This window comes from Yersinia sp. LJYL362, assembly GCF_048323875.1.
On sequence record NZ_JBLWEX010000048.1, the window covers coordinates 1 to 9,034 of the forward strand.

A 9,034-nucleotide genomic window follows, 5' to 3' on the forward strand; every position below is an offset into this window, starting at 1 on the left:
TTAACAATGTGGAAGAAGCCGAAGATGGCGTAGACGCATTGAATAAATTACGTACGGGTGGTTTTGATTTTGTGGTTTCTGACTGGAACATGCCGAATATGGATGGCCTGGACCTGTTGAAAACTATTCGTGCTGATGGTGCTCTTGGTACTCTGCCAGTTCTGATGGTAACTGCTGAAGCTAAAAAAGAGAATATCATCGCAGCAGCGCAAGCCGGTGCCAGTGGTTATGTAGTGAAACCTTTCACTGCCGCTACCTTGGAAGAGAAACTCAATAAGATTTTTGAAAAGTTGGGTATGTAAGGAGGCGAGATGAGTAACCATCAAATGCCCGCAACAGATGCGGCATCAGCCAGTGATATAATCAGCCGCATTGGTCAACTGACGCGGATGTTACGTGACAGTTTGCGCGAGTTGGGTCTTGATCAGGCCATTGCCCAAGCGGCAGAAGCTATTCCAGATGCCCGTGATCGTCTGGACTATGTGGTTCATATGACAGCGCAGGCTGCGGAAAGAGCATTGAACTGTGTTGAAGCAGCACAGCCGCGTCAAAATGAGCTGGAGTCATCAGCTAAAGCACTAAAAGTTCGCTGGGATGAATGGTTTGAGAATCCAATCGAGCTGTCAGATGCCCGTTCTCTGGTCACTGATACCCGTGAATATCTGGATGTGGTGCCACAACATACCTCATTTACTAATGCGCAATTATTGGAAATCATGATGGCGCAGGATTTCCAAGACCTGACAGGGCAGGTCATCAAGCGCATGATGGATGTCGTGCAAGAGATTGAAAAGCAGTTATTAATGGTATTGATGGAGAATATCCCTGATATGCCATCAAAACCGCAAAAACCGACTGACAGTTTACTCAATGGGCCGCAATTGGATAAAAATGGCGCGGGTGTTATTGCCAGTCAGGATCAGGTTGATGATTTGCTCGACAGTCTGGGCTTCTAAGCTGACCGTCCTAAAAAGCAGATGAGAAAGTGCTCATCTGCTTTATTTATCTTTGCGATGATGTCAATTAAGGCTATCCCCGGTGGAGTGGCTCATTTCTTCCATTTTTGGGCCATGATTACCGCTCTCTCGGCATTGACGCGCCCGTAGCCGTACCATTTACTGTGACCATTTTCATCATATTCTCCATTTTCTTCATCTATTTTGTCACAACTCTGGCGGATGATATCTTTGACTTCATAATGTTTCAGTGAAGGATTCACAGAGAGAATCAATGCCGCCACGCCAGCAGCGCCGGGGCAGGCACTTGAAGTGCCACTAAATACAGTGGTGTAATTGCCAAAAATATCCCCTGTGAATGCGTCACCTGAACTATAGCCCGCTTCATGACGGATATCGGTGGTCCAGATACCTTTGGTGTAGGGGTATGGATGGCGCATGTGAGGCGCAGGAATGTCGCCGCTGGGGAAGGAGCACCAGAGGGCTTTACCATAATCGCTGTAAACAGAACGTTTACTCCGGTCATTGCAGGCGGCGACAGCGATCACTTGTTCATGGCTGGCGTAACCATCATTTTCGAGGGGTTCATTGCCATTTCCGGCGGCAAAAAAGATCACGCATCCCTTACCTTTTCGGCCATTTTTCACTGCATAATCAATGGCTTTACGGGTCAGTGCTGGCATTTCAGCCACGACATTATGCTCCGGGGCATCTGGGTCTAGCCACAGGCCATCTGCTGGCCCCCAACTGCAAGAGATAACATCCGCACCTTGCTCTGCTGCCCAGGCAAAGGCGAAAGCTTCGCTTTGTGAGCCTAACCCTCCTGCTTGTCGTATTGGCATCAGTTTAGCCTCGGGTGCCACGCCAGAGGCACCATAGCGGCCATCGGCACAGGCGACACCAGCACAAGCAGTACCATGGTTGTCACCTGGCTCCGGCGAAGGATCCTCATTAACGCCCTCTAAGTTCCCCATGTCCCTTTGTGTCAGGTTACAAGGATGGACAATTTTACCTTCGCTCCAAAACTCTGGATGGCCTAGATCAAACCCGTCATCAATGACGGCAATCGTCGTCCCTTTACCCAAGGTGATTTTATGGGCGTTTTCAACATTCGCGCTGGCGTTTACCTCAACTTCACTGTGTACGATGGTTTTCTTTAAATGCCACTGATTTGGATGAATAGTTTTGGCTTTTTTATGATGAATTAATTCCGGATGGCAGTGTTCAATATCCTTACGATTTAATATATTTTCGGCAATGGTAAAAGTATCTTCGCCAGTATTTTTCGGTACCGATGCAAAGTAAGCATTATTAAGAAATGATATTTTATTCTTAATAACGAGATCATATTCCTCGATTATTTTTTCACAGTCATCCTCTGATAAATAATTTTTTAATTGAATGAAAAGGTTCTCAGTGTAAATAACTGGCTCTTTATTTATTTCATTGATAAATGCATGTCCTGCGAACCTAACACATTCATTATTATTGATATTTTTCTTTATTTCACTCACTCTACTTGCTGGGGCTTTTAGATTGACGACATAGGTGTCAGCATCGGCAATATTAAAAATAACCTCATATTGTATATCACTACCGCCAATGACCTGCATCATCATGCTGGTAAAGTCGGCCCCCGGGTGCATTCTTATTATGAGTGTGTCGGTGGATTTTATTAGGCTGAATGCTTTGCGTTTATTGTCCAGAACATCATATGTAACGTCAAATTGTTTCATTTTGATTTCCTTTTAATAGGATGGCAGCTGAGCTGGTTTTTTGTTTACAGCGCTTATAAATATGTTTTCAGATATGAATTACGTAGATTCGATAACTTGTTCGTTTTATATAACATGAGTTGCGGGTGTTTCTGGTTATCAAAATCTGACTATAACTAGCCCACTAACAGGCAGTTAACGCGGCTCTAATGCTGTGATCCTGCAAATAACCCCTCAATTATCACGTTGTTCAAGCCATAGACTTACTGAATGTTTGTCATCCTAGACACCAATTTTGATGTTTATCTATTTCCCTGACTTGGGAACGCTTACGCTGAACAGGAACATTTACTCTAACAGGGGTCATTGCTGTGGCTGAAGATAGCGATGCAGAAAAAAGTGAGGAACCCACAACCCACAAACTGGAGAAGGCTCGCGAGAAAGGCCAGATACCGCGCTCGCGCGAACTGACCTCGATGCTGATGCTCGGGGCCGGTTTGGCTATTCTGTGGGTTTCGGGGGAATCGATGGCAAGGCAACTGGCCGCCATGATTGCCCAAGGGTTGCACTTTAATCACGGCCTTATCAGTGATGACAAGCAAATGCTGCGTCAAATTGGCATGTTACTACGCCAAACGCTCATCGCCATGATACCCATTTTTGCTGGGTTGGTGATAGTAGCGCTGGCGGTCCCGATGCTGTTGGGCGGCGTACTGTTTAGCGGTGAATCCATCAAATTTGACCTAAAACGGATGAGCCCTATAGCGGGTTTAAAACGGATGTTTTCCTCACAGGCGCTGGCTGAACTGCTGAAAGCCATTTTAAAAGCGACGTTAGTGGGGTGGGTTACCGGTATTTTTCTCTGGCATAACTGGCCAGATATGATGCGGCTTATGGCCGCCCCGCCGGTAGCCGCCTTAGGTGACGCGCTCCACTTAATTATTTTCTGTGGGTTAGTGGTGGTTTTAGGTCTGACGCCAATGGTCGGGTTCGATGTGTTTTTCCAAATAACCAGCCATATTAAAAAGTTACGTATGACCAAACAGGAAATACGTGATGAATTTAAAGATCAAGAAGGTGACCCTCATGTGAAAGGGCGCATTCGTCAGCAGCAACGGGCCATGGCCCGCCGGCGAATGATGGCAGATGTGCCTAAAGCCGATGTGATAGTGACTAACCCGACTCACTATGCGGTTGCGTTGCAATATAACGAAGCAAAAATGAGTGCGCCAAAAGTCTTGGCGAAAGGGGCGGGAGCTGTAGCACTGCGTATCCGTGAATTGGGCGCTGAACATCGCATTCCTTTATTAGAAGCTCCGCCACTGGCCAGAGCATTGTTCCGGCACAGTGAAGTGGGTCAACATATTCCAGCCACCCTTTATGCGGCGGTAGCGGAAGTCCTTGCCTGGGTGTATCAGCTGAAACGCTGGAAGCGGGAAGGTGGGTTAATCCCGAAAAAACCTGAACATCTGCCGGTGCCGGAAGGGCTGGATTTTGCAACAGAGAGTGAGACTGACTAATGGCTAATTTGGCCGCCCTGCTTCGTTTACCGGGCAACTTCAAAGATACGCAGTGGCAAATTCTTGCCGGGCCAATCTTAATCCTCATGATCTTGTCGATGATGGTGCTGCCGCTACCGCCTTTCATCCTTGATTTGCTGTTTACCTTCAACATCGCACTGTCCATCATGGTATTGCTGGTTGCGATGTTTACTCAGCGTACGTTGGATTTCGCAGCATTCCCGACCATTCTGTTGTTCTCGACTTTACTGCGCTTATCCCTAAACGTGGCTTCCACTCGTATCATTCTGATGGATGGGCATACCGGAGGCGCCTCGGCGGGCCGAGTCATCGAAGCATTTGGCCATTTTCTGGTGGGCGGTAACTTCGCCATCGGTATCGTGGTCTTTGTTATTTTGGTTATCATCAACTTTATGGTTATCACCAAAGGGGCCGGGCGTATTGCTGAAGTTGGCGCACGTTTTGTTCTTGATGGTATGCCCGGTAAGCAGATGGCCATCGACGCCGACTTAAATGCCGGTTTGATTGGCGAAGACGAAGCGAAAAAACGCCGTTCTGATGTGACACAGGAAGCAGACTTCTACGGTTCAATGGACGGGGCCAGTAAGTTTGTTCGTGGTGATGCGGTTGCTGGGTTACTTATCATGGTTATTAACGTGGTCGGTGGCTTGTTAGTCGGGGTGCTTCAACACAATATGGCCGTGGGCCATGCAGCAGAAACCTATACGCTGCTGACCATTGGTGATGGCTTGGTTGCGCAAATCCCGGCATTGGTGATATCCACCGCGGCGGGTGTGATTGTTACCCGAGTGAGCACGGATCAGGATGTGGGCCAGCAAATGGTCACCCAGTTGTTCAACAACCCGCGGGTGATGGTGTTGAGTGCTGCCGTGCTGGGTTTATTGGGCATGGTGCCCGGTATGCCAAACTTTGTTTTTCTGCTTTTCACTGCGGCGCTATTGGCTCTCGCTTGGCGTTTACGGGGTAAACAGTCGCAGCAACCGGCAGCCGCAGAAGCACCTGTCATGCAGGATCAACAACAAGCCACGGAAGCCACCTGGTCAGATGTTCAGCTGGAAGACCCTCTGGGTATGGAGGTCGGCTATCGCCTGATCCCAATGGTTGATTTCCAGCAAAATGGTGAGTTACTCGGGCGTATCCGTAGTATCCGCAAAAAGTTTGCTCAAGAAATGGGCTATCTGCCGCCGGTCGTTCATATCAGGGATAATCTGGAACTCCCGCCTGCGAGTTATCGGATACTCATGAAAGGGGTCGAGATTGGCAGTGGCGAAGCCCATCCGGGCCGCTGGCTGGCGATAAACCCAGGTAATGCGGTTGGAACATTGCCCGGCGAAGCCACACAAGATCCAGCCTTTGGCTTGGCTGCGGTATGGATTGAAAGTGCATTACGTGAACAAGCGCAGATTCAAGGTTTTACTGTGGTCGAGGCCAGCACCGTCGTGGCGACACACTTGAACCATCTGATCAGCCAATATGCGAGTGACTTGTTCGGCCGTCAGGAAACCCAGCAACTGTTGGACAGAGTTTCACAAGAGATGCCGAAGCTGACCGAGGACTTCATTCCAGGTGTGGTGACGTTGACCACGCTGCATAAGGTACTGCAAAACCTGTTAATGGAGCGGGTATCCATTCGTGATATGCGCACCATTATTGAGACGCTTGCCGAGCATGCACCCACACAAACCGACCCTTATGAGTTAACTGCGGTGGTACGCGTCGCGCTGGGCCGCTCAATTGCCCAGCAGTGGTTCCCCGGCACCGGTGAGATTCAAGTTATTGGGCTGGATGCCGCATTGGAGCGCTTGTTATTACAAGCACTGCAAGGGGGTAGCGGTTTGGAGCCAGGTCTGGCTGACCGTCTACTGGAACAATCTAAGCAAGCACTGCAACGCCAAGAGATGCTGGGCGCTCCGCCGGTATTGTTGGTTAACCACGCGCTCCGTGCATTATTAGCCCGTTTCTTGCGCCGCAGTCTGCCGCAGATGGTGGTACTGTCTAATCTGGAAATCGGCGACAATCGCCAAATCCGCATGACCTCAACCATAGGAGCGGCCTGATGCTGACTCGTCTTTTTCCCGTGATTCTGGGGAGTATGCTTTCGTTCGCGATAGTGCCATTGAATGCGGCGGCTTCAGGTTCATGGGTGGCAGACGATATCGGCATTACTCAGAGTTTTCGCGGTGTGGCAATCTCAGCCAAACCGCTGCAATCACCGGTTGCACTGGCTCAAGAAAACGCGCAGATTATTTCAGTGGGTTGGCGCTACCAATTAATGTCAGCAGCACCAGATGGTTTGCAGGTTAAGTTATGTACTCCCACCCGCTGTATGCCACTTGACGGTGGGAGCGGGCAGAGCCGTGGGTTGGCCGGAGAAGCGGCCGCGACGCAACTGACTTTTGTTTACTTTATTGCAGGAAAAGGGCGGGTCAATCCGCCGCTGCAAGTGATTAACAATCAGGTCATCGTCAACTATCGTTAACATTGGCTATTGCTACATCAAAACCGTGTTAAAAAAAACAGTGTTAAAACCAAAATGGGTAAATGCAGTTATAGCAGATGGGCACCGGCGGCCGGTTGTTAAGCTCTTTGACCTGCGCTATCGAATGAACTGACATTGTCATGGTACAGCAAAAAATCAAGCTCAGTAACACATCCCGTTTTTTCATACTTCCTCCTTTAAACTAGGCCAATATTGGCCTGGTCACGCCAGACTAAGGCATCGAGAAAAAAGAGAAAAAGCCTTTTTTTGTTCAGGGAGTAACAGTATGAGATAAGATTGAAAACCAAAAGAGAGAGGATTCGCGCAGAACTACACCCCGCTGAGCGGCAGCCTAATTCTGGCGGATTATTAAATTTGGTCGAGATATCAATATACGGTAGGGCTAAATACCTATCTTGCGGCCCAGTAAACTGGCACCTTTAGAGTGGCCATCTGGCCCGTATAGTGATTGGCCGTGACGCGTATTCAAAACCGCCAGCGCCTGAGTGTTATGCTCAATATGCTGTTGCAGCAAAAGCCCGTTATGCAGGTTGCCGTAGCGCAGGCCTTCGGCCAGTTCCAAAATACGTTGCCAGCGCTCCGCTAGCGCAGGGGCGTTTCTGTAGGGCGTTTGAATATTTACGTTTTTTTCGGTGGTGAGCCGGGTCTGGTCCAGATAAGCCAAGGTCGCCAAGATTGAACTTTTTTGTTCAGTCACGCCTTGCAGCACGATACCTTGAATCCGCCCGGAGCACAGCAGTTGCTGCTCTTGTGCTACGACAGTTTTAAGGGATTCAAGCAGTTCCAGTTGCTGGTCCAGATTGGTTTGTAATCTTTCCACCACCACCTATCCTTTTACGGTTAATAATTTTACGGTCAACGATTGTTGTTACGTTTAGCTATTCTTCAGGTCATCGGCAACATTTTTGAGCAAGGCATCGGCAATTTTACCGGTATCCATGGTCAGTTGGCCTGAGCGGATCGCCTGTTTTAACGTTTCTACACGTTCTACATTGATGTCCTGGCTGCCCGGTTGCATCAGTTTTGCCTGCGCATCACTCAATTTAACCTCAGTACCACTCACCGGTGTTTTTGATTGAGCGGAAGGTTTGCGCGTTTGTTGTGCAATATCACTGGTTTCCCGTGGTTGCACTGGTGTTACCGGTAATAGCGGCTGAGTGCGATCAATACTCATGTTGTGTTGCTCCCTCTATAGCGGGATTGACGTTTATCGACCCGCAAGACTTTTATCTTTCAGTAAAAGAATGGCGGGATTGTCACTATTTCACCCGCAAATAACTGCATATTAGGGTTATCGGCACAGGTTAAAAAAACTTTAATAACTATAACATAATACGAACGGAGCCATCGTCGGCCACGGTACCACTGACGATTTGGCCTGATGCCATGCGCACTCGAACATTATCTTGAATGGCCGCATTATTCATCGCTTTACCATTACTGTTAACATTAAACCCTTCACCCTGCGCCAAGACCTGTACATCTTGCCCTGCTTTGATTATCCACAGGCGGCGCAACATATTGCGTGTCAGCGGTTGGCCAGCATTGATTGGCCGTAAACTGACAGCACCTTGAGCAAAGCTGGGTTCCAATAACGCGCCGGGGGGCAGGGTATCGAGCCGACCTTTTTTCATTTCAATATCTTGCGGTGTGATTTTGGCACCCGCAGCCAGTTGACGGGCTGCCACTGCATAATGGCCACTAACTTGTACTTGCGTCTGAATAAAACGCCGCACGCCATCACAACGCACCGACAGACTAATATTGCCCCAAGGCCGGGCATTGGCTGGTAGCGTGATTTCCGGCATCTCACATTGTGGCCACTGGCTCTGCGGGGTTTTAATCACCACATTAACCTGACTCTCTTTATTCGGATATTGCTGCTGGAAGAATTGATTTACCTGCGCTGATAAATCTGCCGCCATCGCCTGATGAGTGACGGCTTGACTCAGCAACAGCACCCCCAATGCACATTTTATGACGCCATTTCTTTTCATTGCCATCAAACTATTCTCCATCAACACAACCCGCTAACGCCAGGGGCTGCCTTTTCACTCACTGCTGCCCTCTTGCACACTAGTGTACCTGTACCTCGGCGAGGTTAAGGGGACAAATAGCGACGCATTTTGCTCTTATTCTGACGATAGGCTTCCCTGTACGGCGTTTATGCTGTTGGCTCCAAATTCTAACCTTGCGGGGGGACTATGCTCGACAAACTGGACGGTGCTCTGCGTTTTCAACAAGAGGCGCTTAATTTGCGCGCGCAACGACAGGAGATCCTGTCGTCCAATATTGCTAATGCGGATACACCCGGCTTTCAGG

At 48.9% G+C, this 9,034-nt stretch carries 10 protein-coding genes; 6 read left to right on the plus strand and 4 right to left on the minus strand.

The genetic code is table 11. The features are described from left to right. Window positions 1-302 (plus strand): chemotaxis response regulator CheY (cheY, locus tag ACNSO8_RS01940; RefSeq protein WP_418393655.1); only part of this gene is annotated, 302 nt, incomplete at its 5' end. Between the two features lie 9 nt (window positions 303-311). Continuing rightward, a complete protein-coding gene (gene cheZ, locus ACNSO8_RS01945) occupies window positions 312-956 on the plus strand; it encodes a protein phosphatase CheZ (protein WP_005164477.1) in 645 nt (214 codons plus the stop codon). Window positions 957-1,048: 92 nt separating this feature from the next. Here cheZ and ACNSO8_RS01950 read toward each other — a convergent pair whose 3' ends face one another. Beyond that, the gene (locus ACNSO8_RS01950) at window positions 1,049-2,692 is read right to left on the minus strand and encodes a S8 family peptidase (RefSeq protein ID WP_418393656.1); all 1,644 of its coding nucleotides are present in this window, start codon (window positions 2,690-2,692) and stop codon (window positions 1,049-1,051) included. 350 nt (window positions 2,693-3,042) lie between these two features. Between ACNSO8_RS01950 and flhB the strand changes: the two genes are divergently transcribed. From flhB to ACNSO8_RS01965, 3 genes are read left to right on the plus strand one after another with little or no spacing between them, the layout of a single operon-like run. Then, entirely contained in the window at window positions 3,043-4,191 is a 1,149-nt protein-coding gene (gene flhB / locus ACNSO8_RS01955) for a flagellar biosynthesis protein FlhB (RefSeq protein ID WP_418393657.1), read from the plus strand. Further along, complete coding sequence (gene flhA, locus ACNSO8_RS01960; protein ID WP_418393658.1) at window positions 4,191-6,269, plus strand: flagellar biosynthesis protein FlhA; 2,079 nt, start codon at window positions 4,191-4,193, stop codon at window positions 6,267-6,269. Before flhB ends, flhA begins: the two co-directional genes overlap by 1 nt. Further along, window positions 6,269-6,691: a flagellar protein FlhE gene (locus tag ACNSO8_RS01965; protein WP_418393659.1), complete on the plus strand. Its 423-nt coding sequence runs from the start codon at window positions 6,269-6,271 to the stop codon at window positions 6,689-6,691. The genes flhA and ACNSO8_RS01965 overlap by 1 nt, the downstream gene beginning before the upstream one ends. Before the next feature lie 403 nt (window positions 6,692-7,094). Here ACNSO8_RS01965 and ACNSO8_RS01970 read toward each other — a convergent pair whose 3' ends face one another. From ACNSO8_RS01970 to flgA, 3 genes are all read right to left on the minus strand, one after another. Then, a complete protein-coding gene (locus tag ACNSO8_RS01970) occupies window positions 7,095-7,535 on the minus strand; it encodes a flagella synthesis protein FlgN (protein WP_418393660.1) in 441 nt (146 codons plus the stop codon). Window positions 7,536-7,586: 51 nt separating this feature from the next. Further along, window positions 7,587-7,886, minus strand: coding sequence for a flagellar biosynthesis anti-sigma factor FlgM (gene flgM / locus ACNSO8_RS01975; RefSeq protein WP_005168786.1), 300 nt, complete (start codon window positions 7,884-7,886; stop codon window positions 7,587-7,589). Between the two features lie 148 nt (window positions 7,887-8,034). Continuing rightward, window positions 8,035-8,715: a flagellar basal body P-ring formation chaperone FlgA gene (flgA, locus tag ACNSO8_RS01980; RefSeq protein WP_418393661.1), complete on the minus strand. Its 681-nt coding sequence runs from the start codon at window positions 8,713-8,715 to the stop codon at window positions 8,035-8,037. 201 nt (window positions 8,716-8,916) lie between these two features. Here flgA and ACNSO8_RS01985 point away from each other — a divergent pair. Then, a partial coding sequence (locus ACNSO8_RS01985) for a flagellar basal body rod protein FlgB (protein WP_418393662.1) occupies window positions 8,917-9,034 on the plus strand: 118 nt, incomplete at its 3' end.